At 70.4% G+C, this 26854-nt stretch carries 25 protein-coding genes; 11 read left to right on the top strand and 14 right to left on the bottom strand.

Annotation, left to right across the window (positions count from 1 at the left end; translation table 11 throughout):
- The first annotated feature begins 23 nt into the window (after positions 1-23).
- The 5 genes from afsQ1 to AB0D14_RS36775 all read left to right on the top strand — a co-directional run bounded on the left by afsQ1 (position 24) and on the right by AB0D14_RS36775 (position 4170).
- Positions 24-701, top strand: coding sequence for a two-component system response regulator AfsQ1 (gene afsQ1 / locus AB0D14_RS36795; RefSeq protein WP_159027094.1), 678 nt, complete (start codon positions 24-26; stop codon positions 699-701).
- Entirely contained in the window at positions 698-2347 is a 1650-nt protein-coding gene (locus AB0D14_RS36790) for a HAMP domain-containing sensor histidine kinase (RefSeq protein ID WP_362787469.1), read from the top strand. The genes afsQ1 and AB0D14_RS36790 overlap by 4 nt, the downstream gene beginning before the upstream one ends.
- Complete coding sequence (locus AB0D14_RS36785) at positions 2347-2994, top strand: hypothetical protein (RefSeq protein ID WP_362787468.1); 648 nt, start codon at positions 2347-2349, stop codon at positions 2992-2994. Before AB0D14_RS36790 ends, AB0D14_RS36785 begins: the two co-directional genes overlap by 1 nt.
- 301 nt (positions 2995-3295) lie before the next feature.
- On the top strand, positions 3296-3865 hold the full coding sequence (locus AB0D14_RS36780) for a VanZ family protein (RefSeq protein WP_362787467.1): 570 nt from the start codon (positions 3296-3298) through the stop codon (positions 3863-3865).
- 101 nt (positions 3866-3966) lie between these two features.
- Positions 3967-4170 (top strand): PspC domain-containing protein, encoded by a 204-nt coding sequence (locus tag AB0D14_RS36775; RefSeq protein WP_362787466.1) that lies wholly within the window; start codon positions 3967-3969, stop codon positions 4168-4170.
- A 94-nt stretch (positions 4171-4264) separates the two neighbouring features.
- Here AB0D14_RS36775 and AB0D14_RS36770 read toward each other — a convergent pair whose 3' ends face one another.
- The gene (locus tag AB0D14_RS36770) at positions 4265-4609 is read right to left on the bottom strand and encodes an ATP-binding protein (RefSeq protein WP_362787465.1); all 345 of its coding nucleotides are present in this window, start codon (positions 4607-4609) and stop codon (positions 4265-4267) included.
- Between the two features lie 125 nt (positions 4610-4734).
- Positions 4735-5907: an adenosine deaminase gene (locus AB0D14_RS36765; protein ID WP_362787464.1), complete on the bottom strand. Its 1173-nt coding sequence runs from the start codon at positions 5905-5907 to the stop codon at positions 4735-4737.
- A gap of 113 nt (positions 5908-6020) precedes the next feature.
- Here AB0D14_RS36765 and AB0D14_RS36760 point away from each other — a divergent pair, with 113 nt between their 5' ends.
- On the top strand, positions 6021-6782 hold the full coding sequence (locus tag AB0D14_RS36760; RefSeq protein WP_362787463.1) for an alpha/beta hydrolase: 762 nt from the start codon (positions 6021-6023) through the stop codon (positions 6780-6782).
- On the opposite strand, the gene AB0D14_RS36755 is transcribed toward AB0D14_RS36760, so the two are convergent.
- Complete coding sequence (locus AB0D14_RS36755) at positions 6779-8263, bottom strand: MDR family MFS transporter (RefSeq protein WP_362787462.1); 1485 nt, start codon at positions 8261-8263, stop codon at positions 6779-6781. The genes AB0D14_RS36760 and AB0D14_RS36755 overlap by 4 nt on opposite strands.
- A 91-nt stretch (positions 8264-8354) precedes the next feature.
- Between AB0D14_RS36755 and AB0D14_RS36750 the strand changes: the two genes are divergently transcribed.
- Positions 8355-8915, top strand: coding sequence for a TetR/AcrR family transcriptional regulator (locus tag AB0D14_RS36750; RefSeq protein WP_362787461.1), 561 nt, complete (start codon positions 8355-8357; stop codon positions 8913-8915).
- Positions 8916-9014: 99 nt separating this feature from the next.
- Here the strand turns inward: AB0D14_RS36750 and AB0D14_RS36745 are convergent, their stop codons facing one another.
- Positions 9015-9974: a LysR family transcriptional regulator gene (locus AB0D14_RS36745; RefSeq protein WP_362787460.1), complete on the bottom strand. Its 960-nt coding sequence runs from the start codon at positions 9972-9974 to the stop codon at positions 9015-9017.
- Between the two features lie 62 nt (positions 9975-10036).
- Between AB0D14_RS36745 and AB0D14_RS36740 the strand changes: the two genes are divergently transcribed.
- Both AB0D14_RS36740 and AB0D14_RS36735 read left to right on the top strand, forming a co-directional pair.
- Positions 10037-11329, top strand: coding sequence for an MFS transporter (locus AB0D14_RS36740; RefSeq protein ID WP_362787459.1), 1293 nt, complete (start codon positions 10037-10039; stop codon positions 11327-11329).
- Positions 11330-11548: 219 nt separating this feature from the next.
- A complete protein-coding gene (locus AB0D14_RS36735; RefSeq protein WP_362787458.1) occupies positions 11549-12556 on the top strand; it encodes a sigma-70 family RNA polymerase sigma factor in 1008 nt (335 codons plus the stop codon).
- Here AB0D14_RS36735 and AB0D14_RS36730 read toward each other — a convergent pair.
- Positions 12449-12835: an STAS domain-containing protein gene (locus AB0D14_RS36730; RefSeq protein ID WP_362787457.1), complete on the bottom strand. Its 387-nt coding sequence runs from the start codon at positions 12833-12835 to the stop codon at positions 12449-12451. The genes AB0D14_RS36735 and AB0D14_RS36730 overlap by 108 nt on opposite strands.
- A 171-nt stretch (positions 12836-13006) precedes the next feature.
- On the opposite strand from AB0D14_RS36730, the gene AB0D14_RS36725 reads away from it, so the two are divergent.
- Entirely contained in the window at positions 13007-13927 is a 921-nt protein-coding gene (locus tag AB0D14_RS36725) for an AEC family transporter (protein WP_362787456.1), read from the top strand.
- Between the two features lie 216 nt (positions 13928-14143).
- Here AB0D14_RS36725 and AB0D14_RS36720 read toward each other — a convergent pair whose 3' ends face one another.
- From AB0D14_RS36720 to AB0D14_RS36685, 8 genes are all read right to left on the bottom strand, one after another.
- The gene (locus AB0D14_RS36720; protein ID WP_362787482.1) at positions 14144-15427 is read right to left on the bottom strand and encodes a thymidine phosphorylase; all 1284 of its coding nucleotides are present in this window, start codon (positions 15425-15427) and stop codon (positions 14144-14146) included.
- A 98-nt stretch (positions 15428-15525) separates the two neighbouring features.
- Entirely contained in the window at positions 15526-15942 is a 417-nt protein-coding gene (locus AB0D14_RS36715) for a cytidine deaminase (RefSeq protein WP_362787455.1), read from the bottom strand.
- A complete protein-coding gene (locus tag AB0D14_RS36710; protein WP_362787454.1) occupies positions 15939-17201 on the bottom strand; it encodes an ABC transporter permease in 1263 nt (420 codons plus the stop codon). The genes AB0D14_RS36715 and AB0D14_RS36710 overlap by 4 nt, the downstream gene beginning before the upstream one ends.
- A complete protein-coding gene (locus AB0D14_RS36705; protein WP_362787453.1) occupies positions 17198-18322 on the bottom strand; it encodes an ABC transporter permease in 1125 nt (374 codons plus the stop codon). The genes AB0D14_RS36710 and AB0D14_RS36705 overlap by 4 nt, the downstream gene beginning before the upstream one ends.
- Positions 18319-20040, bottom strand: a complete 1722-nt coding sequence (locus AB0D14_RS36700; protein ID WP_362787481.1) for an ABC transporter ATP-binding protein — start codon at positions 20038-20040, stop codon at positions 18319-18321. Before AB0D14_RS36700 ends, AB0D14_RS36705 begins: the two co-directional genes overlap by 4 nt.
- 229 nt (positions 20041-20269) lie before the next feature.
- A complete protein-coding gene (locus tag AB0D14_RS36695; RefSeq protein WP_362787452.1) occupies positions 20270-21319 on the bottom strand; it encodes a BMP family ABC transporter substrate-binding protein in 1050 nt (349 codons plus the stop codon).
- A gap of 330 nt (positions 21320-21649) precedes the next feature.
- A complete protein-coding gene (locus AB0D14_RS36690) occupies positions 21650-22729 on the bottom strand; it encodes a BMP family ABC transporter substrate-binding protein (RefSeq protein WP_362787451.1) in 1080 nt (359 codons plus the stop codon).
- A 273-nt stretch (positions 22730-23002) separates the two neighbouring features.
- Positions 23003-24253 (bottom strand): amidohydrolase, encoded by a 1251-nt coding sequence (locus AB0D14_RS36685; RefSeq protein WP_362787480.1) that lies wholly within the window; start codon positions 24251-24253, stop codon positions 23003-23005.
- Between the two features lie 494 nt (positions 24254-24747).
- Between AB0D14_RS36685 and AB0D14_RS36680 the strand changes: the two genes are divergently transcribed.
- Positions 24748-25551: a class I SAM-dependent methyltransferase gene (locus AB0D14_RS36680; RefSeq protein WP_362787450.1), complete on the top strand. Its 804-nt coding sequence runs from the start codon at positions 24748-24750 to the stop codon at positions 25549-25551.
- Between the two features lie 35 nt (positions 25552-25586).
- On the opposite strand, the gene AB0D14_RS36675 is transcribed toward AB0D14_RS36680, so the two are convergent.
- On the bottom strand, positions 25587-26813 hold the full coding sequence (locus AB0D14_RS36675; RefSeq protein ID WP_362787449.1) for a hypothetical protein: 1227 nt from the start codon (positions 26811-26813) through the stop codon (positions 25587-25589).
- Between the last annotated feature and the right edge of the window lie 41 nt (positions 26814-26854).

Below are 26854 nucleotides of genomic sequence, written 5' to 3'. Positions count from 1 at the left end.
CGTCATGGGACAGAATGACGTCCGTGCCTTCCCTGTTGCTGATCGAGGACGACGACGCCATCCGGACGGCCCTGGAGCTCTCGCTGACGCGCCAGGGACACCGGGTGGCTACCGCTGCCACCGGCGAGGACGGTCTGAAGCTACTGCGCGAGCAGCGGCCGGATCTGATCGTTCTCGACGTGATGCTGCCAGGCATCGACGGATTCGAGGTGTGCCGGCGCATCCGGCGAACGGACCAGTTGCCGATCATCCTGCTGACCGCGCGCAGCGATGACATCGACATCGTGGTCGGGCTGGAGTCCGGGGCCGACGACTATGTGGTGAAACCCGTGCAGGGCCGGGTGCTCGACGCCCGGATCCGGGCCGTGCTGCGGCGCGGTGAGCGCGAGGCCAACGACGCGGCGACGTTCGGCTCGCTGGTGATCGACCGTGCCGCGATGACCGTGACGAAGAACGGCGAGGACCTGCAGCTGACGCCCACCGAGCTGCGTCTGCTGCTGGAGCTGAGCCGGCGGCCCGGGCAGGCCCTGTCCCGTCAGCAGTTGCTGCGTCTGGTGTGGGAGCACGACTACCTCGGCGACTCACGACTCGTGGACGCATGCGTGCAGCGGTTGCGCGCGAAGGTGGAGGACGTGCCGTCCTCGCCGACGCTGATCCGTACCGTGCGTGGAGTCGGCTACCGGCTGGACTCTCCTCAGTGACCAAACCGCAAGACAAACTCCGTGGCTGGGCCGCGGCACGCAGGACGATCATGGCCGGCCTGCGTTTCACCAGTCTTCGGCTGCGCCTGGTCGTGGTGTTCGGGCTCGTCGCGCTCACCGCCGCCGTGTCCGCGTCCGGGATCGCGTACTGGCTCAACCGCGAGGCCGTGCTCACCCGTACGCAGGACGCGGTGCTCGGCGACTTCCAGCAGACGATGCAGACCCGCGCCAGCACGCTGCGGCAGCATCCCACGCAGGAGGAACTGCAGCGCGCCGCGGGGCAGATGGCGAACAGCAGCCAGCGCTTCAGTGTGCTGCTGATCGCCGAGGACGAGAACGGCGAAACCGTCCGCGGCAACTCCGACCTGGACACTTTCACGCTTCAGGACGTACCGCCGTCCCTCCAGAAGGCCGTGAACAAGGAACAGACGATCTCCTCGAACAACAAGTACGCGTACCACCTGTACTGGCAGCGGACCGTGCAGGACGACAAGCCGTACCTCGTGGGCGGCGCGAAGGTGATCGGCGGCGGTCCGACCGGGTACATGCTCAAGTCGCTGGAGCCGGAGGCCAAGGATCTCAACTCGCTCGCCTGGTCGCTGGGGATCGCGACCGGGCTCGCGCTGATCGGCTCGGCGCTGCTCGCGCAGGCCGCCGCGACGACCGTACTGAAGCCGGTGCACCGGCTGGGCACTGCCGCACGGCGGCTCGGCGAGGGCAAGCTCGACACCCGGCTGCGGGTGTCCGGCACGGACGAACTCGCCGACCTGTCACGGACGTTCAACCGCACGGCCGAGGCGCTGGAGAAACGGGTCAAGGACATGAGCTCCCGGGACGAGGCGTCCCGGCGCTTCGTGGCGGACATGTCGCACGAGCTGCGGACGCCGCTGACCGCCATCACCGCCGTGACCGAGGTGCTGGAGGAGGAGCTCGACGCCGAGACCGGCAGCGTCGACCCGATGATCGAGCCCGCCGTACGGCTCGTCGTCAGCGAGACCCGGCGGCTGAACAACCTCGTGGAGAACCTGATGGAGGTGACCCGTTTCGACGCGGGCACCGCCCGGCTCGTCTCCGACACCGTCGACATCGCCGACCAGATCACCGCGTGCATCGACGCGCGCGCCTGGCTGGACGCGGTGGACCTGGACGCCCCGCGCGGCATCATGGCGCACATCGACCCACGCCGCCTGGACGTCATCCTGGCGAACCTCATCGGCAACGCCCTCAAGCACGGCGGCTCCCCGGTGCGCGTGCGCGTGTGCGCGGAGGGCACCGACCTGCTGATCGAGGTCCGGGACCATGGCCCCGGCATCCCCGAGGACGTCCTGCCGCACGTCTTCGACCGCTTCTACAAGGCGAGTGCCTCCCGGCCGCGCTCCGAGGGCAGCGGCCTCGGCCTGTCCATCGCCCTGGAGAACGCCCATATCCACGGCGGCGAGATCACCGCCGCGAACTCGCCCAAGGGCGGCGCGATCTTCACCCTGCGTCTGCCGCTCGACGCCTCCGAGCCCGAGCCGGAGGATCTGGAAGACCCGGACACTCCCGGCCCCGGCCTCGGGGCCAGGACCGGCGCCGGGGACGCGATCCGGGCCGGCGCCGACACAGACACCGATGCCGATGCCGACCGCAGCGAAGGGGGCGTGTGATGTCCTCCGAACAGGACACCTGGGGCATACGCGGGACGCGTGCGGCCCGTCTGGCTTGTCTGGCCCTCGCCGTGCCGGTGCTCGCCGTGGTGCTGGGCGGGTGCGGTATCCGGGCGACGGAGGTGCCGACCGACTTCGGGCCCGCGCCCTCCCGGGTACCGTGCGCGCTGGCCGGTCCCGGCATCGGGACGCAGTCCTCGCGCGGCATCCCCGTCCAGGTCTTCCTCGTCTGCTCCTCGCAGCTCGCGCCGGTCGACCGGACCGTGCGCATCGAGGCCGGGCCGGCGGAGACGGACCGGGTGCGCGCCGCCCAGGCGCTCCTCGACGAGCTCACCGAGTTCCCGTCGGAGCCCGAGAAGCAGGCGAACTACGCGACGACCGTGCCCAAGGGCCTGACGGTGGCCGGTCCGCAGCGCGGCGACCCGGCCGACGCGCTTCGACTGAGCATGGCGCCCGCGGACCTGACGCCGTACGCCCTGGCGCAGATCATCTGCACCTTCAGCGACTCGGAGGCCGCCTCCGACGACGGCACGGTGACCCTGGGCGGCCCCGGTACGGCGGCTTCGCGGCGCTATCAGTGCACGGAGGCCGTGCGCACCCGGCCGGGCACGGAGACCCCGCCGTCGACGCGGGCCGACGGGGCCTGAGAGGGCCCGAGACGGCCGCAACAGCCGCAGCAGCCGCACTGACCGAGATGGCCTGAGCGTTCCGGAGGCCGGGACGTACCGGAGGCCTGCCTGTCGCCTTCCTGTCGCCTCCCGGAGGCCTGCCTGAGGTCTTCTGCGGCCTTCCTGTGGCCTTTTGAATGCCTTCCGAGGCTCTCTCAGGCCTTCCGAAGCCTTCCGAGGCCTTGGGCCGGAGCCCGTCTGTGGCGCACGCCTCACCCGTGCGGGCCAAGCGCCGCCGTCACACGGAACCGATCCTGCCGGTGCCCGCGTCTTGGGCTTCGTGCAGCGTCAAGGCTCGAACGGCGGAACCGCCGTGATCCGCGTCCGTGCGGCGGGAGGTCTCCTCCTCGTCGCACACCTCGCGCTTGTCGCCTGGGTCACGCTGCGGCCCCTGGATGTGCCCTGGGTGAGCGCCGCGAACCTGCGTCCGTTCGCCGGCATCAGGGCCGATCTGGCGATGGGCCCCGAGGCGGCGGCAAGGGCTATCGGGAAGGGCCTGCTCCTGCTCGCCCCGCTCGGGGTGCTGCTACCCCTGGCGGGCGGCAGGCTCGCCGTCTCCCCCCTCCTGTCCCTGCTGCGGACGGTCGCCGCCGGTGCGCTGCTGTCGCTTGCCATCGAGCTGCTGCAGACCGGGGTGCCGGGCCAGGTCGTCGACGTCGACTCGTTGCTGCTGAACACCGTGGGCGTGGCGCTGGTCCATCTCGCCGTCGTGCCCGCCGCCCGCGCCGGGCTGCGCCGCCGGGCCCGGACGCGGAGCAGGGCCGCCTCGGTCCACCGCCGCGGGCAGCCGGCGCAGGAGACGGCTCAGGGTCTGACCCCGACGATTCCCAGGGTCGGAGTCGCCCCCTAGAGCGACGCTTTGTCCCTTTCGTATCCGTAACGTGGATGTCAGACGAGGCAGCCGTACAGGAAGCCTCGAAATCATCTGACGACGCTCACGAAGGAGCCTTCATGAACCGCCTTGCCCGCCCCACCGACGGCCGGATGATCGGCGGAGTGTGCGCAGCGCTGGCTCGGCGCTTCGGCACCTCCGCGACCACGATGCGGGTGATCTTCCTGGTGTCCTGCCTGCTGCCGGGCCCGCAGTTCCTGCTCTACATATTGCTGTGGATCCTCTTCCCCTCCGAGGGCAGGACCTCCCGCACGGCCTGGTGACCACACGCGAGCACGTCTTGCGAGCACGCAGATGGGGCGCGCCCGACCGAGGGCGCGCCCCATCTGCGCGTACGTGGGTGGCGGGAGCCGGGGGTCAGCCCAGCGGAATGCCGTTCACCGGCAGGCCCTGCGTGGGCAGGCCCTGGACGGGCAGTCCGCCGAGCAGACCGGCCGGACCCTTGGCGAGGAGGTTCATGACGACCGGCTGGGCGGCGGCGACTGCAGTGCCGAGCGTGTTCTGGCCCTGGGTGAGCGACTCGCCCGAGGCGGCGGGCAGCGTCTTGGCGACCCCGCCCACCGGCAGCGCGCTGGTGGCGGTGCCGAGCGCCGGGGCGGCGTCAGGGACCGCGGGGGCCGCGTTGGCGGCGCCTGCGCCGGCGGCGGCGAAGGCGGCACCGAGAGCGGCGACGCCGAGGGTCTTGGCAGCAGACTGCTTCATCTTCGTCCTTGCATGCTGTGACGGGGATTCGAGCGGTTCGAAACGGTAATCACGTACGAGTTCGCCTCGCAAACATCGAAAAGCGGCCGAGCCGTCACCACCCGGCCGCTTCCCGCCCTTCGCTCTCAGCCCTCTTCGTGCACAGAACCGCTGGTGGAGGCGGTCTGCTGGAACAGCCATTCGGACTTCAGTTCGGCATAACCAGGCTTGATCACGTCGTTGATCATGGCCAGCCGTTCATCGAAAGGAATGAATGCTGATTTCATCGCATTGACTGTGAACCACTGCATGTCGTCGAGTGAATAACCGAAAGCATCGACAAGGTGCTCGAATTCCCGGCTCATACTGGTGCCGGACATCAGACGGTTGTCGGTGTTCACGGTCGCCCGGAAGTGCAGCCGCCGCAGCAGCCCGATGGGGTGCTCGGCGTACGAGTCGGCGGCGCCCGTCTGGAGGTTGGAACTGGGGCACAGCTCCAGGGGGATCCGCTTGTCGCGCACGTACGAGGCGAGGCGGCCCAGTTTCACGGAGCCGTCCTCCTGCACCTGGATGTCGTCGATGATGCGCACGCCGTGGCCCAGCCGGTCGGCGCCGCACCACTGCAGCGCCTGCCAGATGGACGGGAGCCCGAAGGCCTCGCCCGCGTGGATCGTGAAGTGGTTGTTCTCCCGCTTCAGATACTCGAAGGCGTCCAGGTGCCGGGTGGGCGGGAAGCCCGCCTCGGCACCCGCGATGTCGAATCCGACCACTCCGCCATGGGGTCCGGGGCCGGGGCCGCGGTAGCGGTTGGCGAGTTCGGCGATCTCCAGGGCGCGGGCCGCGTGCCGCATGGCGGTCAGCAGCGCGCCGATGCGGATGCGGTGGCCGTTCTCGCGGGCCCGCCGCTCACCTTCCCGGAAGCCCTCGTTGACGGCCTCGACGACCTCTTCGAGGGTGAGCCCGGCTTCGAGGTGCTGCTCGGGCGCATACCGCACCTCCGCGTAGACGACGCCGTCCTCGGCGAGGTCCTCGGCACACTCGGCCGCGACGCGCACCAGTGACTCACGGGTCTGCATGACGGCGCAGGTGTGCGCGAACGTCTCCAAGTACCGCTCCAGGGAACCGGAGTCGGCCGCTTCCCGGAACCAGATGCCGAGCTTGTCGGCGTCCGCCTCCGGTAGGCCGCTGTAGCCCGAGTCACGGGCGAGGTCGACGATCGTCCCGGGGCGCAGGCCCCCGTCGAGGTGATCGTGCAGCAGGACCTTCGGCGCCCGGCGGATCTGCTGCGAGCTCGGGGTGTTCTTGGTCTGGCTCGTCATCTCCGCACTCTAACGCCTACGCGCGTAGATCTTCCCTTGCACGGATCCGTCGATATGTAACGGTGACCGTGTGGACGGATGGCGTACCCCATCGCTTCTGACACTGTTCTGTCATGGCACAGCAAGCGACGCCGGTTCGCACGGCCCGGCTGGGGCGGGCGCTCGGTACGGAGCCGACGGCGGTGAGCGGCGTGGTGCTGCTGCTGCCGGGCGGCGAGGAGACCTCTGCCCGCAGGCCGTCACCGATGCTGGCGGCCGCGTCCGTCCGGGCGTTGGGGCGCCGGCTCGCCCGCGCGGGACGCGAGGAGGGGCTTGTCGTGCACGTGGTGCACTACCGGTACCGCGGCTGGAACGGGAGCGAGGCGCATCCGGCGCAGGACGCCGCGTGGGCCGCGGACGAGGTCGTACGGCGCTACGGGGACGTGCCTGTGTGTCTCGCCGGGGTGGACATGGGCGGGCGGGCCGCCGTGCACGCCGGAGGCCACAGCGCCGTCACCTCCCTGCTGGCACTGTCCCCTTGGCTGCCCGAGGAGGATGTCGCGGCGCCGCCCGAACCGGTGAAGCAGCTCGCGGGGCGGCGGGTGCTGATCGTGCACGGCACCAACGACGAGCGGACCGACCCCGAGTTGTCGTTCCGGCTCGCGGCGCGCGCGAAGAAGGCAAACCGGGACATCTGCCGGTTCGAGGTGCACTCGGACCGGCATGCGCTGCACGCGTTCCGGGACGAGGTGCACGCGCTGGCGGAGGACTTCGTGATGGGGACGCTGTTCGGGCAGCCGTTCTCGCGGCCGGTGGAGGACGCGCTGGCGGCTCCGCCGCCCCTGGGGTTGCGGATGCCGCTCGCCTCCGGCTTCGGTCAGTCTCTTCGCCGTTAGCCGGTCTCTTCGGCGCTGGTTGCCCTGGCCGTGTGCGGTGCGTGTTCGGCTTCGGCTTTGCCGGCGGGGGCCGGTGGCTTGGGGCGGCCGGGCAGGAACAGGCACAGCGGGACGGCGACGGCGGTGAAGGCCGCCGACCACCGAAAGGCGTCGCCGAAGCCGTCGGCCAGGGCGCCCGGGGCGCGGGTCCCGCCGGCGGTGTGCTGGAGGACGACGGCAATGACCGCCGTGCCGACCGAGCCGCCGATCTGCTGGGCGACGCGGGTGATGATGCTGGCGTCGGGGATCTCCTCGTGCGCCAGGCCGACGTAGGCGGCGCCGGACAGCGCGATCATGACGGCCCCCATGCCGAAGCCGCGGACGAGCAGGGCGGCCAGGAGCGGGACCTCACCGGTGTCGGCGGTGACGAGGGCGAACGGCACGGTGGCCGCGGCGACGACGGCGAATCCCGCGAGGGCGACCCGTCGGGGGCCGACGCGGTCGGTGTACCTGCCCGCCACGGTGCGTGCGAGGAGCGCGCCGACGCCCTGCGGGATGAGCAGCAGCCCGGCGCCGAGGGCGTCCTCGCCGCGGACCTGTTGGAAGTACAGGGGCAGCAGCAGCATCGCCCCGTACAGGGTGATACCGGCCAGGAAGCCGAGGGTGGCTGCGGAGGCGAGCGCGCGGTGGCGGAAGAGCCGCAGGTCGACCAGGGCCCCGCTGCTGCGAGCCAGTGCCCGGGCGGTGAAGGCGCCGACCAGGGCGAGTCCGCCGATCAGCGGTACGAGGACCTCGGCGCCGGTGAAACCCGCGCTGCCCTCGACGCGGGAGAGTCCGTAGATGACGGCGGCGACACCGGGAGAGAGCAGGAGCAGGCCGATGGCGTCCAGAGGGGCGCGCGGGCTGTCGGGCGCGGGCCGGTCGTCGGGCAGGTTGCGCCGGGCGAGCCAGCCGCCGACGACGCAGAAGGGGATGTTGACGAGGAACATCCAGCGCCAGTCGGCCAGATGCAGGATGACGCCGCCCAGGACCGGGCCGAGGATCGGGCCGAGCGCGGTGGGCAGGGTGACGGCAGCCATGACCCTGCCGATGTTGCGGCCCTTGGCCGCCTGCATGATCAGCGTGACCATGAGCGGCATCATCATGCCGCCACCGATGCCCTGGACGACGCGGAAGGCGATGAGGGCGGTCACGTTCCACGCCAGCGAGGACAGGATCGAGCCGAGCAGGAACACGCCCAGGGACGCGATCCACAGACGTTTGCCGCCCAGGCGGGACTGGGCCCAGCCGGCGAGCGGGATGGTGACGAAGACGGCCAGCAGGTAGCCGGCGCTCACCCACTGGATCGTGGACAGCGGGGCGTCGAGCTCCTTCGCCAGGTCGTTGAGGGCGACGGTGACGATGGTGGTGTCGAAGACGACGGCGAGGGCGCCCACGATGAGGGTGAACGCCATGCGCCACACGGCGGGGTCCATCCGGCCGGGGTCGCGGGTAGTGCTCATGAACAGCCACCTAAGATAGAGAGTCGTATCTTACGGCCGTCAGAGTAGGATGCCGGATTAAGATAAGCAAGCCTATCTAAAGGAGATGGGGATGCCCGAGCGACGCCGCGGAGCGGCACTGGAGAAGGCGCTCCTCGACGCGGCCTGGGAAGAGCTCACTGCCGGCGGCTACGCCGCGTTCACCATGGACGCCGTCGTCCGGCGCGCGGGCACCAGCCCGCCCGTCCTCTACCGCCGCTGGTCCGACCGCGACGCACTCGTCCGGGCGACGATCGCCCACATCCTGGAGAAGCACCTGCTCGACGTCCCCGACACGGGAAGCCTGCGGGAGGACGTCCTCGGCCTCATGCGGGAGATCAACGCCACCCGCGTACAGCTCATCACGGTCATGAGCGTGCACCTGGCCGCCTGTCACCGGGAGACGGGCATCAGCCCGGGCGACCTGATCCCTCCAGGGCCGGAGAAATCGGCCGACGTGCTCTTCGACCGCGCCGTGGAGCGCGGCGAGGCCACACCGGAACGCCTCACCGAACGCATCAAGTCCCTCCCCTTCGACCTGCTCCGCCAAGAGATCCTGACGACCTTCGCCCCCGCGAGCGACCACGTCCTCGAAGAGATCGTCGACACGGTCTTTCTGCCCCTGGTGCGCTGACGCCGACCGCGAGGGGCCGAGGCGCTGACCGCGGGCGGACTTCGTGACGTACACCGTCGGGAGCCGACCGGCACGGCCTCACCGCACTCACCGCACTCACTACGGGAGCAGAGTTCCCCTCTTCGAGAGGAGGAACTTCTTGAAAGCCGCCACCGGTGGGGTGTCGGGGTGGCCGTCCAGCCAGGCCACGCCGATCTCCCGCGCCGCTCTCGGGGCCGTGACCGTCAGTTCCACGACCCCCGGGCGCGGGACCGCCGGCGGGGGCAGCAGGGCCACCCCCAGGCCTGCCGCGACCAGGCCCCGCAGGGTCTCCGCCTCCTCGCCCTCGAAGGCGACCCGGGGGCGGAAGCCCGCCTGTTGGCAGAGGTCGTCGGTGATGCGGCGGAGGCCGTAGCCGGGTTCGAGGGTGACGAAGGTTTCGTCGGCGGCCTCGGCGAGGCGGATGCGGCGGCGGGAGGCCAGGCGGTGGTCGGCGGGGACCACCAGGCGGAGTTTCTGCTCGTCCAGTCGGCGGCCCACCAGGTCGGGGGCGTCCGGCACGGGGGACGTGAGGCAGAGGTCGAGTTCGCCGGAGCGCAGGCGGTCGATCATCGCCTCGCCGTAGTTCTGGACGAGGCTGAAGCGGACCCGGGGATGGTCGGCGCGGAAGGCGCGGATCAGGGCGGGGACCGTCTCGGAGCCCATGGTGTGCAGGAAACCGAAAGCGACCTTGCCGGTGGCCGGGTCGGCGTCGGCCCGCACCTCGTCGGCGGCCCGCTCGATCTCGGCGAGGGCCCGTTCGACGGAGCCGAGGAACGTGCGGCCCGCCGGGGTGAGGGAGACCGTGCGGCCATGGCGGGCGAAGAGATCGACGCCCAGGTCCTGTTCGAGGCGGACCATCGCCCGGGACAGCGTCGACTGCGGGACCTGCATCTCCTGCGCCGCCCGCGTGACGTGCTCGGTGCGGGCGACCCCGGCGAAGTACGCCAGGCGCGGAGCGAGCAGCCTCGACATGCCCGCGCTGTCTTCTGTGTCACTGGACGGTGACAGTCGACCCTCTGACCTCTGCTGATGCATCACAGGAACGATTATGGCAATTCCATGCATTGGACGGATGAAGGGGAGGTCCTTAGGTTCGAAGCATGCCTTCCGCCAGTACCGGGGCGCCCACCACCGTGGTCGCCTCCTCCGCCGCCGTCACTCCCACCGAAGTGGTCCCCGTCGACACCCGGCTGACCCCGGGCGGGCCCGGCTACCGGCGGATGAGCTTCGCGCTCTTCCTCGCCGGTGTCGCGACCTTCGCGCTCCTCTACTCCACCCAGGCCCTTCTCCCCCTGATCTCCGGCGACTTCGGGGTGACGGCGAGCACGGCGAGCTGGACGGTGTCCGCGGCGACCGGCGCACTGGCCCTGTTCGTCCTGCCGCTGAGCGCCCTCTCGGAGCGGTTCGGGCGGCGTACGTTGATGACGGCGTCCCTGGCGATCGCCGTGACCGTCGGCCTGCTCGTGCCCTTCGCCCCCTCGGTCGGCTGGCTGATCGCGCTGCGCGCCGTCCAGGGCGCGGCGCTGGCCGGGCTGCCGGCCTCGGCGACGGCCTACCTGGCGGAGGAAGTCCGCCCGAAGGCACTGATCACCGCCATCGGCCTGTTCGTCGCGGGCAACAGCGTCGGCGGGATGAGCGGCCGCGTCATCACCGGCTGGGTCGCGCAGGAGTGGGGCTGGCGGGTCGCCGTCGGGGTGATCGGCGTGATCGCGGTGGGCTGCGCGGTGGCCTTCCGGCTGCTGCTTCCGGCGCCGAAGCACTTCAAGGCCGGCTCGCTGCGGCCCGCGGTGCTGGTCGGCACGGTCCGCTCCCACCTCGCGAACCCGCTGCTGCGCAGGCTGTACGCGATCGGCGCGCTGTTCATGACGGTGTTCGGCGCCGTCTACACGGTGATCGGCTACCGCCTCACGGACGCCCCGTTCTCCCTTCCCCAGGGGCTCATCGGGTCGATCTTCCTCGTCTACCTGGTCGGTACGGTCTCGGCGTCGACGGCCGGGAAGCTGGTCGGCCGGCTCGGCCGGCGCGGCGCCCTGTACCTGGCGGGCGCGACCACGACCTCCGGTCTGCTGGTGTCGCTTGCCGACTCGCTGCCGTTCGTACTGCTCGGCCTGGTGCTGATCACGGCGGGCTTCTTCGCCGGCCACGCGGTGGCGTCCTCCTCGGTCAGCCACACGGCGAAGGAGGGCCGCGCACAGGCCTCGGCGCTGTACCAGTCCGCCTACTACCTGGGCTCCAGCGCGGGCGGCACGCTCGGCGCGGTCGCCTACCACTCCGGCGGCTGGGCCGGGACGGTGGCACTCGGCCTGCTGGCGGTGTTCGGGGTCGTGGCGATCACGGTGCTCGGGTCCCACGCGGCCCGGGCGGAACGGCGGCTGGTGGCCGTTCCGCACTGACACACCGGGGGCCAACCCGGGATCTGCCGGCGACCAATCAGAGAGCAACCGGGGATCAGCCGGCGGACACGCGGGTGCAGGTCAGGACAGTTACTGTCCTGACCTGCACCTTTTTCATCTCGGGGGGCCATTGTCAGTGCGCTGCGGTAGCTTCCGAAGTGCCGGCGCCGCAATGAGGCGGTGCCTGGCACCGGACGGAGCCACAGGGGTGGGTTGGCTATGAGTGACGGTACGGCGACGGTGGAGGATCTCGACATCCGGCTGGAGAAGCACCGGGTCGAGCTGACGGGGTACTGCTACCGGATGCTCGGCTCGTCCTTCGAGGCCGAGGACGCGGTCCAGGACACGCTGGTGCGCGCCTGGCGCAGCTACGACAAGTTCGAGGGCCGCTCCTCGATGCGTTCGTGGCTGTACCGGATCGCGACGAACGTCTGTCTGGACATGCTGACCGCCGGCAACAAGCGGGCCCGGCCCATGGACCTGACGGACTCGACACCACTCGCGCGGGCCGCCCTGACCCCGCGCCCGGACAACACCTGGCTGGAGCCCATGCCGGACGCGCGCGTGCTGCCGACCGTCGAGGACCCGGCCGAGGCCGCCGTGGCCAAGGAGTCGGTGCGCCTCGCCTTCATGGCCGCCCTGCAGCAACTGCCGCCCAAGCAGCGGGCCGTGCTCATCCTGCGCGAGGTCCTGGCGTGGAAGGCGAGCGAGGTCGCCGAGCTGCTCGGCACCACGGTCGCCTCCGTCAACAGCGCGCTCCAGCGGGCCCGTGCCACGCTCGCGGAGAGCGAGAGCGCCGCGGCCCGGGCCGCCACCTCCGACCCGCTCGACGAGGAGCAGCAGAAGCTCCTGGAGCGCTATGTGGCCGCCTTCGAGGGGTACGACATGGCGGCGTTGACGGCGCTCCTGCACGAGGACGCGGTAATGACGATGCCGCCGTTCGACCTGTGGCTGACGGGCCCCGAGGACATCACAGGCTTCATGACGACGCTCGGCGCGCCCTGTGCGAACTCGCACCTCGTGCCGGTGGCGGTGAACGGCCTGCCGGGCTTCGCCCAGTACAAGCCGGATCCGGAGACCGGCGGCCGCACGGCGTGGGCCGTACAGGTCCTGGAGATCTCAGAGGGGCGGATCACCGGGTTCCACTGCTTCCTCGACACGCAGCGGTGGTTCCCACTGTTCGGGCTGCCCCTCCACCTCGAAGGGGAGGCCGACCAGAGCGAGTAGCGCCCGCAGGGCGGGGTCCGGGTCGCGCAGTCTGATCCGTCCCCCCGCGCGCCGGGCGGCCAGCTCCAGCCGGGCCAGTACGTCGACGGTCGTCAGGCCCGGTGGTCCGAGCCCGGCGACATCGCAGACCACTACATCGGCTCTGCTGTGCTTCAGTCGTGTGCGCACGTCCTCGCACAGCCCCGGCACCTCGTCTCGGGCGACGGGGCCGGGCAGTACGAGTACGGCGGGTGTCATGGCGTCCACATCCAGTAGACCCAGCGGCGGCACGGAACTCATCGCTGAACCGGGGCCGACCGCGTGGTTTCGTCGCTCAAAGTCACATTGACCAGGGCATGTCCTACCCCGGAGGGTTAGGTGTATGCCCCACCAATGGCCTCGCGCATCAGTACCCGCCGCACGACGAATACCTGAACCGGACCGCCGGACGCCTCTCCTGCGGGAGGTGCCGTGCAGGGGGTGCTGAACGGCTTCGCGGTCATCGCCGTCGTCATCGGCGTCGGCTATCTGATCGGGCGCCGGGGGTATCTGGGCGACAACGGCCGGGAGGTACTGACCAAGCTCGCGTTCCACGTCGCCACGCCCGCGCTGCTCTTCACGACCCTCGCGCAGGCCGATCTGTCGGTGATCCTGTCGAACCGGCTGCTGGTGACGGCGGTCAGCACGTTCGCGGTTGCCGGGGTCTTCGTCGCGGTCGGTGCCGTACGCCGCTGGGGCGTGGGCCGTACGACGATCGGCGCGCTGTGCTCCAGCTACGTCAACGCGGGCAATCTCGGTATCCCCATCGCCGTGTACGTCCTCGGCGACGCCTCGCTCGTGGCCCCGGTCCTGCTGTTCCAGCAGATCGTGATGACCCCGGTCGCCCTGACGGTCCTCGACCTGTCGGGCTCCGGCGAGAAGCCCTCGCTCTGGCGGCGGGTGACCACGCCCGTCCGCAACCCCGTCGGCATCGGTTCCCTGTCCGGGGTGGCCGTCTCGGCGACCGGTCTGACCGTCCCGGGGCCCGTCATGGATCCGCTGACCCTGATCGGCAACATGTCGGTGCCGGCCGTGCTCCTCGCCTTCGGTATCTCCCTGTGCGGCAGCACGATGCCGGGCCGGGGCGCCGACCGGACCCCCGTGCTGCTCTCCGTCGCCCTGAAGTCGGTGGGCCAGCCCCTCGCTGCGTGGGCACTCGCGGCGGGCGTCTTCGGCCTCCGGGACGAACACCTGCTCGACGTGGTCGTCACCTCGGCCCTGCCGGCCGCGCAGAACCTCTACACGTACGCCTCGCGCTACCGGGTCGGTGAGGTACTGGCCCGCGAGTCGATCCTGCTGTCGACGATGCTGGCGGTGCCGGTGCTGGTGGTGATCGCGGCGTTGTTGGGGTGAGGTCCCGTGGCCGACGCTCAGTGGACGGGAAAGACGCTTGTGTCGAGCTTGAGGTCGAAGGGCTCCGGCAGCACGATCAGCTCGCCGAACTTTCCCGCGTGCAGGACCCGGTAGACATCGCCCTGGGGCTCGCCGTAGAGCGTGAGTGATCCAACATGCCGAACGGGACCGGCGGCCGTCCACCGATCCCGTTCACCCGTACGAGGAAGGCGCAGATCAGGCGATACGTTCCAGCACCACCGGAGCCGCCGTGAACGCCGTGCCGGGCGCGCCCACGTCGTACGAGCCCGCCACCGCCTCCAGCGCGTACTCGAAGCGTTCCGGGGTGTCCGTGTGGAGGGTGAGGAGCGGCTGGCCCTCGGTCACCGTGTCGCCGGGCTTGGCGTGGAGTTCGACGCCCGCGGCGGCCTGGACCGGGTCATCCTTGCGGGCGCGGCCCGCGCCCAGGCGCCAGGCCGCGATGCCGATGTCGTACGCGTCCAGGCGAGTCAGGACGCCCGAGGCTCCCGCCTTCACCACGTGCTGTTCCTTCGACGTGGGCAACGGCGCGTCCGGGTCGCCGCCCTGGGCGGAGATCATGCGGCGCCAGGCGTCCATCGCCGAGCCGTCGGCAAGGGCCTTCGCCGGATCGGCGTCCTTCACGCCCGCCGCGTCCAGCATCTCGCGGGCCAGGGCGAGGGTCAGTTCGACGACGTCGGCCGGGCCGCCACCCGCCAGGACCTCGACGGACTCGCGGACTTCGAGGGCGTTGCCGGCGGTCAGGCCGAGCGGGGTGGACATGTCGGTGAGGAGCGCGACCGTCCGTACGCCGTGGTCCGTGCCCAGGCCGACCATCGTGGAGGCCAGTTCGCGCGCGTCCTCGATCGTCTTCATGAAGGCGCCGGTGCCGACCTTCACGTCCAGGACGAGCGAGCCAGTGCCCTCCGCGATCTTCTTCGACATGATGGAGGAGGCGATCAGCGGGATCGACTCGACCGTGCCCGTCACGTCACGGAGCGCGTAGAGCTTCTTGTCCGCGGGGGCCAGGCCGTCGCCCGCCGCGCAGATCACCGCGCCGACCGAGTCCAGTGCGGAGAGCATCTCCTCGTTCGAGAGCAGGGCGCGCCAGCCGGGGATCGACTCCAGCTTGTCCAGGGTGCCGCCGGTGTGGCCGAGGCCCCGGCCGGAGAGCTGCGGGACGGCCGCGCCGCAGGCCGCCACGAGCGGTGCGAGCGGGAGCGTGATCTTGTCGCCGACGCCGCCCGTCGAGTGCTTGTCGGCCGTCGGGCGGGACAGGGACGAGAAGTCCATGCGCTCGCCGGAGGCGATCATCGCGGCCGTCCAGGTGGAGATCTCCCGGCGGTTCATGCCGTTGAGCAGGATCGCCATGTTGAGGGCGGCCATCTGGTAGTCGGCGACCTCACCGCGCGTGTACGCGTCGATGACCCAGTCGATCTGCTCGTCGCTGAACTCGCCGCGGTCCCGCTTGGTGCGGATGACGGAGATGGCGTCCATGGGCAGTGGCTTCCCTTCAGAAGTGCAGCGGCCCCTCCCGGTGTTTTTGACGACACACGATACGGAGGGGCCACACGTGAATTGTCCGGTGAGGTGCCCCGGAATTACCTGGTGAGGTGCTCCGGCCCGAAGGCCTGCGGCAGCATCTCGGAGAGGGGCAGGAGACCGGCCGGGGTCTCCAGGACGAGATCGGGGCCGCCGAACTCGTACAGCAGCTGGCGGCAGCGGCCGCACGGGACGAGGATCTCGCCGTGGCCGTCGACGCACGTGAAGTGCGTGAGCCGGCCGCCCCCGGTGTTCTGGAGCTGCGAGATCAGGCCGCACTCGGCGCACAGACCGAGCCCGTACGAGGCGTTCTCCACGTTGCATCCGGAGACCACCCGGCCGTCGTCGACCAGGGCCGCGACTCCGACCGGGTAGCCCGAGTAGGGGGCGTACGCGCGGGACATGGCCGCGCGTGCCGCCTCCCGCAGGGCTTCCCAGTCGACGGCCGCGGGCGTGGAGCCGGCCGCTGTCGTCACTTGCCCTGCCCCCGCCGGTACGGCATGCCGTCCGCCTTCGGCATCCGCAGGCGCTGCGCGGAGAGCGCGAGGACGAGCAGCGTGACGACGTACGGGGTCGCGGTGACGACCTGGTTCGGGACCTCGTTGGTGGTGCTGTACCAGAGGAACACCAGCACCCCGACGACCGCGGTGATCGCCGCGTGGACGTAGCGCTTCTTCCACGCCAGGTAGGCCGCGCCGATGATCAGCAGCAGCGCCAGAAGGAGCAGCAGCGCGTGGACGTTGGTGCCGCCGCCGCGCAGCTTGAGGCTGTCGGTGTAGCCGAACAGGCCCGCGCCGAGGGCGAGTCCGCCCGGCATCCAGTTGCCGAAGATCATCGCGGCGAGGCCGATGTAGCCGCGGCCGCCGGTCTGGCCCTCCAGGTAGATGTTGGAGGCGACCAGGGAGAGGAAGGCGCCGCCCAGTCCGGCGAAGCCGCCGGAGATGACGACGGCCAGGTACTTGTACTTGTAGACGTTGACGCCGAGCGACTCGGCCGCCACCGGATTCTCTCCGCAGGAGCGCAGCCGGAGTCCGAAGGAGGTGCGCCAGAGCACCCACCAGGTGATCGGGACGAGGGCGACGGCGACGACGGTGAGCGGCGACAGGCCGGTGAAGATGCCGCCGACGAGTCCTGCGAGGTCGGAGACCAGGAACCAGTGTTTGCCGTTGAGGGTCTGCAGCCAGTCCGAGAGCCCTGGGATGTCGAAGGTGCCGAGCGAGTCGACGGGCGGCGACTGCTTCGACGTACCGCCCTCCTCGCCCTCGAAGGCGAAGGTCGACAGGTAGCGGGTGACGCCGAGGGCCAGGATGTTGATGGCCACGCCGGAGACGATGTGGTTGACGTTGAAGGTGACGGTGACGACCGCGTGCAGCAGGCCGCCGAGGGCGCCGCCGATGATGCCGAAGGCGACACCGGTCCACGGGCCCCACTGGAAGCCGGCCCAGGCACCGAACCAGGTGCCGAGGATCATCATGCCTTCGAGGCCGATGTTGACGACGCCCGCGCGTTCGGCCCACAGTCCACCGAGTCCGGCGAGGCCGATCGGCACGGCCAGGCGCAGGGCGGTGGACATCTGGCCGGTCGAGGTGATGCCGTCCGCGTCGGTGATGAGCCGGACGGCGGAGACGAGGACCAGCAGGCCCGCGATGAGCAGGAGCAGGACCGGGAGCGAGATACGGCGGCGGCCCCGGGCGGGCTTTTGAGCCTGCGGCTTGGCGACGGTCGAGGTGCTCATCGGGCAGCCACCTCCTTCTTGGAGTTGTCGTTGGCGGCGGCCGCGGCGAGTTCGGCGCCGACGCGCCGCTGCTGGCGGCGCAGGCCCCAGACGCGTACGGCCTCGTAGGAGACGACGACCGCGATCACGATGAGGCCCTGCATGATCACCGCGATCTCCTTGTCGTACGCCACCGGGGTGGCGTAGTCGAGGGCGGGTGAGGCCTTGTCGAGGAAGGCGACCAGCAGGGCGGCGAAGGCGATGCCGACCGGGTTGTTGCGGCCGAGCAGCGCGATGGTGATGCCGGTGAAGCCGAGGCCCGTCGGGAAGGACAGGCTGTAGGTGTGGGCGTCGCCGAGGAGGATCGGCAGGCCCGCGAGTCCCGCCATGCCGCCGGAGATCAGCATGGCGGTGAGGACCATGCGCTTGGCGTCCACGCCGGAGGCGGCGGCCGCGGTCTCGGAGGCGCCGGTGGCGCGCAGGTCGAAGCCGAAGCGGGTGCGGTTGAGGACCAGCCAGTAGAGGACACCGGCGAGCACGGCGATCAGGGTGAAGCCGTAGATCTCGCCCGCGTCGCCCATGTCGAAGCCGGGGAACCAGCCGGACTCCTTCATCACGCCGGTGGTCTGGTTGTTGCCGAGCGGCCGGCCCCAGACCTCGGTGAGGGTGAGGTAGCCGATGAGGCTGGTGGCGATGGCGTTGAGCATGATCGTCGCGACGACCTCGCTCACTCCCCGGGTGACCTTGAGGACGCCCGCGACACCGGCCCAGAAGGCGCCGGTGAGCACGGCGATCAGCATCAGGAACGGGATCTGCAGGGCGGCCGGCAGCGAGACGTGCGCGCCGACGACCGCGGTCATCATGGCGGCGAGGCGGTACTGGCCGTCGACGCCGATGTTGAAGAGGTTCATGCGGAAGCCGACGGCGACCGCGAGGGCGGCGAGGTAGTAGACCCCGGCCTGGTTGATGATCAGGACCTGGACGTCGGCGAAGCCGGCCTGCTCGAACATCAGGGTGTACGGCTCGATCGGGTTCTTGCCCGAGGCGATCAGTACGAACGAGGTCAGCACCACGGCCGCCACGAGCGCGATGACCGGTCCGGCCACCGCGAGGAGCACTCGCTCCTTGTCGAACTTCTTCATCGGGCCTCGTCCTCCGGGGCTTCCACTACCTGGCTTGCCTGTTTTCCGTGCTCTACGTGCTCCAGGTGTCCGGAGGCGGCGCCGGTCATGGCCGAACCCAGCTCCTCCGGGGTGATGGTCGCCGGGTCGGCGTCCGCGACGAGCCTGCCGTTGTAGATCACCCGGAGGGTGTCCGAGAGGCCGATCAGCTCGTCCAGGTCCGCGGAGATCAGCAGCACGGCGAGGCCCTCGCGGCGGGCCTCGCGGATCTGGTCCCAGATCGCGGCCTGCGCGCCGACGTCCACCCCTCGGGTGGGGTGGGCGGCGATCAGGAAGCGCGGCTTGTGGCTCATCTCGCGGCCGACGATCAGCTTCTGCTGGTTGCCGCCGGACAGGGAGGCGGCCGTGACGTCGATGCCGGGCGTACGGACGTCGTACTCCTCGACGATGCGGCGGGTGTCTTCCTGGGCGCCCTTTGTGTCCAGCCAGATGCCCCGTTTCCCATACGTGTTGGGCTTCTCGGTGACGTGGCCCAGGATGCGGTTCTCCCACAGCGGGGCTTCGAGGAGCAGGCCGTGCCGGTGGCGGTCCTCGGGGATGTAGCCGACGCCCTGCTCACGGCGCTTGCGGGTGGGCCAGGAGGTGATCTCCTCGCCGATGAAGCGGAGGGTGCCCGCGTCGGCGTTCTTGAGGCCGATCAGGGCGTCGATCAGTTCGGTCTGGCCGTTGCCCTCGACACCGGCGATGCCCATGACCTCGCCGGCGTGGATGGTGAAGGTGACGTCGTCGAGGACGCGCTTGGCGTCACCGCCCGCCGCGACGTCAGCGAGCTTTCCGGCGGCGGTCCCACCGGCCGCCCCCGCAGCGCCTGCCGCCCCGACCGCCCCGGTCTCGCCGAGCGAGGCGCCGCCGACGGCGTACACGGTGAGGTTCTCGACCTCGATGACGGGCTTGTCGGTGACCGTCGACTCGGCGGTCTCCGGCGTGGGCAGTTCGCTGCCGACCATCATCTCGGCGAGCTGACGCGAGGTGGTCTCGGCGGGAACGGCCGTGCCGACCGTCGTGCCCCGGCGGATGACGGTGATCTCGTCGGCGACCGACAGGACCTCGCCCAGCTTGTGGGAGATGAAGATGACGGACAGGCCCTCGGCCTTGAGTTCGCGGAGGTTGTCGAAGAGCGCGTCGACCTCCTGCGGCACGAGGACGGCGGTGGGCTCGTCCAGGATCAGGATGCGGGCGCCGCGGTAGAGGACTTTGAGGATCTCCACGCGCTGGCGGTCGGCGACCCCGAGGTCCTCGACGAGAGCGTCCGGGCGTACGCCCAGGCCGTACCGTTCGGAGATCTCCTTGATCTTCTCGCGGGCGCCGCCGCCGATGCCGTACAGCTTCTCGCTGCCCAGGACGACGTTTTCGAGGACGGTGAGGTAGTCGGCCAGCATGAAGTGCTGGTGGACCATGCCGATGCCGCGCGCGATGGCATCGGCGGGGCTGGCGAAGGTCACCTGTTCGCCGCCGACCGCGATGGTGCCCTCGTCCGGCTTCTGCATGCCGTAGAGGATCTTCATCAGGGTCGACTTGCCGGCGCCGTTCTCGCCGACGAGGGCGTGCACGGTGCCCTGGTGGACGGACAGGTGGATGTCGTGGTTGGCGACGACACCGGGGAATCGCTTGGTGATCCCCGCCAGTTCGACCGAGACGGTCGATGGTGCGGCGAGTGGAGTGCTGCTGGACGCGTCGATGGCGTACTCCTTGGAAAAGGGGCCATCTACGCGCGTAGCGCCCCTGCTTCAACTTCTCCTGCTGCGGAGTCGAGCGTTCCGGGCATATCCATGACTTCCGGACAGACCTGGATCATCCGCCGCGCGAACGGGGCGCGAGAAGGCCATCCTTCCCACACCCCGTTTTCGCGACCGTAACGCTGCCATTACAGCGCCCGATTGACCACGGTTACCACGGCTGGTGCTGTGACTACGAGGTCTTGACCTTGATCGTGCCGTCGTTGATGCCGTCGGTGGCCTTCTTCAGGGCGTCCTGCAGCTTGGCGTTGCCCTTGAAGTCGGGGTTCGAGTCCGCCAGGGCCACGCCGCCGGTCTTGAGGGAGGCACGCACGACACCGGTCTCGGGCTTGCCGTCCTGGATCGACTTGGCGAGGTTGTAGACCGCGCCCGCGACGTCCTTGGTGGCCGAGGTGAGGATGTACTGCTTGTACGCCTTGAGGGCGTCCTGGCTGTACTGGTCGGAGTCGACGCCGATCGCCCACACCTTCGCGGCGGAGGCGGCCTCGATGACGCCCTGACCGGACAGGCCCGCGGCGTGGTAGACCACGTCGGCGCCGTCCTCGATCTGGCCCTCGGCGGCGGTCTTGCCCTTGTCGGGGCTGGCGAAGCCGCCGTCCTCGGCCTTCTCGGTCAGGAACTGCGAGACGACCTTGACCTTCGGGTTGGTCGCCGCGACGCCCTGCTTGTAACCCGCCTCGAACTTGTGGATCAGCGGGTTGTCCACGCCACCGACGAAGCCGACCGTCTTGGACTTGGTGGTGAGGGCCGCCGTGACACCCGCGAGGTAGGAGGCCTGCTCCTCGTGGAAGACCATGTCCGTGACGTTCTTCTTGTCGATCGTCTCGTCGTCGACGATGCCGAACGTTGTCTTCGGGAACTTGTCGGCGACCTCGGCGACAGCCGGCGCGTAGGCGTAGCCGACGCCGATCACCGGGTTGTAGCCGGCCTTGGCCAGCGTCTCCAGGCGCTGCACCTTGTCGGCGTCCGACTCTCCGTCGGTGGGCTCGACAGCCTTGGAGCCGTACTTGAACTCCCCGGCGGCCTTCTTCATACCGGCGGTCGCGGCGTCGTTGAAGGACTGGTCACCCTCGCCGCCGACGTCGTACGCGAGGGCGATGCCCTTGCTCTTGCCGTCGCCGCTGTCCGCGGCGTCGTTGGACGTGCCGCCGCAAGCAGCGAGGGCGGCGGTGAGGGTAGCGGTTGCAACGCCCGCAACAGCGATTCGGGACACCCGGCGCATGGAACGTGACTCCTTGTGTGCAAGCGCCCATACCAGGCGCTGGTTCCGCCGCAGCGTAACGCGCGTAGACCAGACGGAAAACCCCTTCTGTCCGGTCCGTTATCGAGCTGTGGCCACAGATGCCACCAAGACTACGGAACGTCGTACGCCCCTTGCGGGAGGCAAGGGGCGTACGACCTGCGAAGGGCCCACGAAGGGCCTACTGGCGAGGCAATCGGCCAGTACGTGCGGGCGCCCGGTACGCGCCGGGCGGTCGGCGCGTACCGGGCGCCCGGCGTGTGTCGGGCGTCACCCGGTCTCAGTCGGGCGTCACCCGGTCCCAGTTGGGCGTCACTCGGTTTTGACGGTGACCTTGCCGCTGACGATGTCTTCCTTGGCCTTGTCGACGGCCGCGACGACCTCGGTCATGGCCTTGTACTTCGGGTTGGAGTCGGCGAAGCCCACGCCGCCCGACTTCAGGTCGCCGCGGTGCTCGCCGGAGAGCGGCTTCCCGTCGACGACGGACTTGGTGACCTCGTAGACGGCGCCGCCGACGTCCTTGAGGGCCGAGCCCAGGATCCATTCCTTGGACGCGGCGAGGGGCTTCTGCTTGTACTGGTCGGAGTCGACGCCGATCGCCCAGACCTTCTCGGCCGCGGCCTCCTGGATGACGCCCTGGCCGGACAGACCGGCGGCGTGGTAGATCACGTCGGCGCCGGACTCGATCTGGCCGCTGGCGGCCTCCTTGCCCATGCTCGGGTTGGCGAACCCGCCGTCCTCGGGCTTCTCCGTGAGGTACCGCTTCTCTATCTCTATCTTCGGGTCGACCGACTTGACGCCCTGGACGAAGCCCGCCTCGAACTTGTGGATGAGCGGGATGTCCACGCCGCCGATGAAGCCGACGTGGTCCTTCTTGCTGGTCTTGGCCGCGGCGACACCGGCGAGGTAGGAGGCCTGTTCCTCGGCGAACACCATGTCGGCGACGTTCTTCGCCTGCACCTGGGCGTCGTCGATGACGGCGAAGGTGACCTTCGGGTACTTGGCGGCGACTTCCTTGACCGCCGGGGCGTAGATGTAGCCCACGCCGATGATGGGGTTGTAGCCGGTCTTCGCCATCTGGGTCAGGCGCTGCACCTTGTCGGCGTCCGACTCCCCGTCGCTCGGCTCGATGTCGTTGCCGCCGATCTTGAATTCCTTGCGGGCCTTGTCGAACCCGGCGTAGGCGGCGTCGTTGAAGGACTGGTCACCCTTGCCGCCGATGTCATAGGCGAGGCCGATGCCCTTGCCCTTGTAGCCGGACCCGGAGTCGGACCCGGTGTCGCTGTCCGACGACTCGTTGCTGGTCTCGCCGCAACCGGCGGCTGCGACGACGACGACCGCGACGGCGACAGCGGCTTGAGAAAGCCTGGTTCTCCGAGAAATCCGACGCATGAGAGAGCACCCCTTACATTCCCCAACGGCGCCGTTGACGACGCTGACTGCGGCGCACAGTAACGCGCGTAGACGGGTAGGGGAACGGGGTTCCTCACGGCCGTTATCGATTCGTGCCGACGACTGGTTACGAACGCCCACCGCCGGTTACGTACGAGTGACGCAAGAGGACGAAGGGGACCGACCGGTCACCCCTCCGCCCGTGAACCGCTCGCCGCCCGCGTCGGCCCCGGGCCTCCAGGAGAGCGTCAGCCCCGGGCCTCCAGGAGAGCGTCAGCCCCGGGCTTCCAGGAGCGCGGCCGCGGTGAAGAGCTCGACGCCCACCGCGATGGCCGACTCGTCGGCGTCGAAGTCCCCCTGGTGCAGGTCCCGCATGGTCCGCTCGCCCGGCGGACGCACCCCGAGCCGGGCCATGGCACCGGGCACGTGTTCCAGGTACCAGGAGAAGTCCTCCCCGCCCAGGCTCTGCTCGGTGTCCTCCACGGTGTGGGCCCCGAACCGGGCGGTCATCGCGGCGCGCAGCAGGTCGGTCGTGCCCGGACCGTTGACGACCGGGGGCACCCCGCGCACGTAGTTGATCACGGACTTGGCCCGGTGGAGGGTGGCGACCTCGTCGATGGCGGCGTGCACCAGGTCGGGCGCGGTCCGCCAGGCCGCCAGGTCCAGGCACCGTACGGTCCCGGAGAGTTCGGCGTGCTGCGGGATCACGTTGCAGGCGTGGCCCGACTCGATACGTCCCCAGGTCAGGGAGAGCCCGGAGCGCGCGTCCGCCCGCCGGGCGACGACGGCCGGCACGTCGACGGCGACCCGGGCGGCGGCGGTGACGAGATCGGTGGTGAGGTGCGGCCGCGCGGTGTGCCCGCCGGGGCCGTCCAGCGAGACCTCGATGCGGTCGCAGGCGGAGGTGATGGGCCCGTACCGCAAGCCGATGCGTCCGGCGTCGACCTTCGGGTCGCAGTGGACGGCGACGATCCGCCCGACACCGTCGAGGCCTCCGCCCTTGATGACGTCGGGAGCGCCACCGGGCAGCACTTCCTCCGCGGGCTGGAAGATCAGGCGTACGGCCCGGTCGAGCAGGCCCTTCTCATGGAGGTCCGCGAGGACGAGCCCCGCGCCCAGCACGACGGTCGTGTGCACGTCGTGCCCGCAGGCGTGGGCCCGGTCGGGCACGGTCGACCGGTACGCGCACTCGGTCTTCATGTCCGGAATGGGCAGGCCGTCGATGTCCGCGCGCAGGGCGAGCATCGGGAGCGCGGGGTCCGGTACACCGATGTCACAGATGAGCCCGGTCCCCGTGTCGAGCACGCGGGGCCGCAGACCGGCCCGCTCCAGCCGCTCCTTGATCGCTGCGGTGGTACGGAACTCCTGGTTCCCCAGCTCCGGGTGCATGTGCAAGTCACGTCGGAACGCGACGAGTTCGGCGCGCAGCGCCTCGGACAGCACGCCGGGAAGCAGTTCCTCCCCGGACGAAGCTTCTCCGGGCGAAGCTTCCCCGGACGAATCGGCCTCGGACTCTTGGGGCATCAGTCTGTTCACCCTCTGAAGGGTAGGGCGACGCGGCGGCCAACTGCCCTGCGATCAACAAAACTTCAACCCGTTCGGGACAGATTATTTAGCCGCGTGGCGCATAGAAATTGACTGGGCTGGGTAGACTCGCCCGGTTTTTCGGGCTACTGGGTCCTGCACCTGCCCAGCGGGATCTGGATCCGGCCTTCCCCGGGCCTTCCTCCGACGTTCCTCCGGCCTTCCTTGTGGGAAAACCTCCGAGCAGCGACGCCCCTTCCCGGGTCCCCGGGAACAGGCTCTCTACGCATACCACGCATACGGACCCCCACACGGTTCTGTTCATCTGCCGGACATCGGCCACGGCGAGGGGCGGCGGGGGCCGCCACGGAGACCGGCCCAGGTCTGCTGGGTGTCTGCTGGGTGGGGGGCGTCGGCCGGATTCGATCCCCGTGACCCCGTACGGCCCCGCTCCACCGGCAGGGCGCCGACACGGCCCGCTATGGTCGCCCACCGTGACCGAACCGGACTTCATCATGAGCACACGCGCTTCCTACGACGCGATAGCGACGGACTACGCGAAGACCTCCCTGGCCGAGTTCGCCGCCCCGCTGTTCGCCGGCCCGCTTCTGGACCGAGCGATCATCACCACGTTCACCGAGTCGGTGCGGACCGAGGGGCCCGCCTCCTGGGCCCCGGCGGCCACCGGCCCCGCGGCCTCCGTCGGCTCGACCGCCGGAACGGCCGCTCTCGCGTCCACGGGCGCTGTCGCCCCCCTCGCGCCCGTCACGCCCATTGCGCCGGTTACGCCCGTCGCGCCCGTTGCCGACATCGGCTGTGGGCCCGGCCACATAACGGCCTACCTGCACGCGCTGGGCGTGCCGGTGTTCGGCATCGACCTCTCCCCCGCCATGGTCGCCCGGGCCCGCGAGACGTACCCCGGGCTCCGCTTCGAGGTGGGCTCGATGACGGCCCTCGACATCCCGGACGGCGCGCTGGGCGGTGTCGCGGCCCTCTACTCCACGATCCACGTCCCGGACGACGAACTACCCGCGGTCTTCCGGGAGTTCCACCGGGTACTGGCCCCCGGTGGACACGTACTGCTGGCCTTCCAGACGGCCGACGAGCAGGCGCGTCTCACCGAGTGGTTCGGCCATGCCATCTCGCTCGACTGTCACTGGCGGCAGCCGGAGGCGGTGGCCGGGCTGCTCGACCGGGCGGGGCTGACCCCGCGGGCACGTGTCGTGCGGGAGGCGTACGAGAACGAGACGCTGCCCCGCGCTTTCCTGCTGGCCCGGAAGCAGTCGACCGACCGCTGATGCCGGTGGATGCCGGTGACGGACTCGGGTGACTTTCAGGTGGCCGTCGTGACCGCCGACAGGCGGTGGACGTCGCGGGCGGTGTCCGTGACGCCCGACAGGAAGCCCTGGGCGCGGGGGGAGGCGTTCGCCGTGAGCCAGGACGGGTCGATGTCGAAGACGGCGACCTTGACCTCCGTGCCGGCCAGGGCGAGCGGCAGGGTGTGGACCACCGTCGACGGGAAGCTCAGGATCGTACGGCCGATGGGGCCGCGGCGGGCGATCAGTTCGAGGGGGAGGTCCGGCCGGACGATCTCCAGGCCGGTCTCCACGGCCAGCCGGTGCAGCTTCTCAGGGCTCTCCCTGCGGTGGGCGAAGTAGCGGGTGGCCCCGTAGGTGCCGACCAGTCCCTTCACCGCTTCCAGGTACCGGTCGGGGTCCACGACCCCCGTCTCCACCAGGGAGGTTCCGACCAGGTCGGCGCCCTTCGTGATGCGGGGAGGACCGAACCGGGCCCGGGTCCAGGCGAAGTCGTTGGCCGTGATGTCGACGCCGTCGGGCGTCTCGGTGATCGGCATGGAGGAGAAGACCTCCACCCGCCGTCCCGTGCCGGGGGTGAGCCGGCGGCGGGCCCGGGCCGAGACCGGTGCGAAGAGCAGGTCACGGGCCCCGAGCCGCCCGCCGCGCCGGTGCCACCGCACCAGGCGTTCACCTCGTGCGAGCTGGGAGACGAACTCCATGGTCGCGGTCCCGTCGTCCACGACGACGAGATCGCGGGCGCGGGTGATGGTCAGCAGCAGCTGCACGTACCGCGAGAAGGGGTCGCCCATCACGATGCGCCGGGCACGCCGCAGCAAGGGTGCGAGCCCGCCGACCGTGTGGAAGGGAGCGGACGCGCCGCCCCGTGCCTCCTCCCACCGCACCTCGTACCCCTCGTCCCTGGCCAGCTCGGCCATGCGGCGCAGCTGTCCGCGGGTCATCGGGTCGGTGGGCGACAGGACGACGAGCGTGAGGCCGCTGCCGGCCTCGGTGGTTTCGGCGTCACCGGATGTGTCAGGCCTGCCGGAGCGGCCGAACCTGCCGATTCCGCCGGGCCGGCCGGCCCCCAGCTCCGGGCCCGGGGGCCCGGAGGTCTCGCCCGTGATCCTGAGGGCGGCCGCCCTCAGGGCATGCGCGTGCGCCCACTCCAGGACGTTCAGGAGCTGCACCGGGCTTTCGACGAAAGCCAGGGTGGCGGGTGACGCGGGTGACTGGGGGCCGGTGGACCCGGCGCGGGGACTCATCGGCGTACGACCGTCGCTTCCCTGGAATCGGAAGGGGTGGG

It is taken from the genome of Streptomyces sp. NPDC048484 (assembly GCF_040651415.1).
Taxonomy (GTDB): Bacteria; Actinomycetota; Actinomycetes; order Streptomycetales; family Streptomycetaceae; genus Streptomyces.
The sequence above is the reverse complement of the archived record's forward strand: the minus strand, read 5'-3'. Positions and strand labels throughout refer to the sequence as shown.

What these genes read in the sequence shown, in the direction of transcription:
- AB0D14_RS36785 (WP_362787468.1), top strand. Translation starts at nt 2,347, where the DNA reads ATGTCCTCCGAACAGGACACCTGGGGCATACGCGGGACGCGTGCGGCC.
- AB0D14_RS36775 (WP_362787466.1), top strand. Translation starts at nt 3,967, where the DNA reads ATGAACCGCCTTGCCCGCCCCACCGACGGCCGGATGATCGGCGGAGTG.
- AB0D14_RS36770 (WP_362787465.1), bottom strand. Translation starts at nt 4,609, where the DNA reads ATGAAGCAGTCTGCTGCCAAGACCCTCGGCGTCGCCGCTCTCGGTGCC.
- AB0D14_RS36765 (WP_362787464.1), bottom strand. Translation starts at nt 5,907, where the DNA reads ATGACGAGCCAGACCAAGAACACCCCGAGCTCGCAGCAGATCCGCCGG.
- AB0D14_RS36760 (WP_362787463.1), top strand. Translation starts at nt 6,021, where the DNA reads ATGGCACAGCAAGCGACGCCGGTTCGCACGGCCCGGCTGGGGCGGGCG.
- AB0D14_RS36755 (WP_362787462.1), bottom strand. Translation starts at nt 8,263, where the DNA reads ATGAGCACTACCCGCGACCCCGGCCGGATGGACCCCGCCGTGTGGCGC.
- AB0D14_RS36750 (WP_362787461.1), top strand. Translation starts at nt 8,355, where the DNA reads ATGCCCGAGCGACGCCGCGGAGCGGCACTGGAGAAGGCGCTCCTCGAC.
- AB0D14_RS36740 (WP_362787459.1), top strand. Translation starts at nt 10,037, where the DNA reads ATGCCTTCCGCCAGTACCGGGGCGCCCACCACCGTGGTCGCCTCCTCC.
- AB0D14_RS36735 (WP_362787458.1), top strand. Translation starts at nt 11,549, where the DNA reads ATGAGTGACGGTACGGCGACGGTGGAGGATCTCGACATCCGGCTGGAG.
- AB0D14_RS36730 (WP_362787457.1), bottom strand. Translation starts at nt 12,835, where the DNA reads ATGAGTTCCGTGCCGCCGCTGGGTCTACTGGATGTGGACGCCATGACA.
- AB0D14_RS36710 (WP_362787454.1), bottom strand. Translation starts at nt 17,201, where the DNA reads ATGAGCACCTCGACCGTCGCCAAGCCGCAGGCTCAAAAGCCCGCCCGG.
- AB0D14_RS36705 (WP_362787453.1), bottom strand. Translation starts at nt 18,322, where the DNA reads ATGAAGAAGTTCGACAAGGAGCGAGTGCTCCTCGCGGTGGCCGGACCG.
- AB0D14_RS36695 (WP_362787452.1), bottom strand. Translation starts at nt 21,319, where the DNA reads ATGCGCCGGGTGTCCCGAATCGCTGTTGCGGGCGTTGCAACCGCTACC.
- AB0D14_RS36690 (WP_362787451.1), bottom strand. Translation starts at nt 22,729, where the DNA reads ATGCGTCGGATTTCTCGGAGAACCAGGCTTTCTCAAGCCGCTGTCGCC.
- AB0D14_RS36685 (WP_362787480.1), bottom strand. Translation starts at nt 24,253, where the DNA reads ATGCCCCAAGAGTCCGAGGCCGATTCGTCCGGGGAAGCTTCGCCCGGA.
- AB0D14_RS36675 (WP_362787449.1), bottom strand. Translation starts at nt 26,813, where the DNA reads ATGAGTCCCCGCGCCGGGTCCACCGGCCCCCAGTCACCCGCGTCACCC.